Source organism: Veillonella parvula, from assembly GCF_040097785.1.
GTDB classification, from domain to species: domain Bacteria; phylum Bacillota; class Negativicutes; order Veillonellales; family Veillonellaceae; genus Veillonella; species Veillonella parvula_D.
Window position 1 is genome coordinate 1 of record NZ_JBBNNS010000013.1, and the last position, 717, is coordinate 717.

At 37.5% G+C, this 717-nt stretch carries 1 pseudogene; it reads left to right on the plus strand.

The window, feature by feature from the left end:
• A pseudogene (locus AAA071_RS09470) lies at positions 1-717 on the plus strand (ESPR-type extended signal peptide-containing protein); the annotation flags it as partial.

Genomic DNA, 717 nt, shown 5'->3' on the forward strand with positions numbered 1-717 from the left:
GGTGGTAACACTGTTAAATTCATCGATGGTGATAACATTTCCATTACTCAAAATGGTAAAGACTTTACCATTTCCACTAAGAAAGATGTAACTTTTGATACGGTAACTGCTAATCAAACGATTACAGCGCCAAAAGTAAAAGCGACAACTGGCGTTGAAACACCTCAAGTAACTGGCTTGACTAACACTGCATGGGTTCCAGGTCAAACACAAGCTGTATCTGGTCGTGCAGCTACAGAAGATCAATTGAAACAAGTTGATGATCAAGTAGCAGACAATAAAGCCAATATTGCTGATAATACAGATAAGATTGGTAAAAATGCTGATGCTATTGCAGACAACAAGCAAAAAATTGCCGACAATAAAACTGCAATTGATAAAAATGCGGGCGATATTGCGACAAACAAAACAGATATTGCTACTAATAAGGACAATATTGCTGCGAACAAGCAAAAAATAGCTGACAATAAAACAGCAATTGATAAAAATGTAGGCGATATCGCAACAAATAAAGCTGATATTGCAACAAATAAGGATAACATTGACAAAAACACGAAAGCGATCGCTCGTAAGATTTCTTTAGGTGGTAACTCTGGCTCTACCGATGAAAAATCCTTGAGCACAGGTGATGTGAAATTTAACGTAAAAGGGGAGAATGGTCTTACTACGGTTGCTAATGGCGACGATGTGACTGTTAAACTCGATGATGCAACTAAA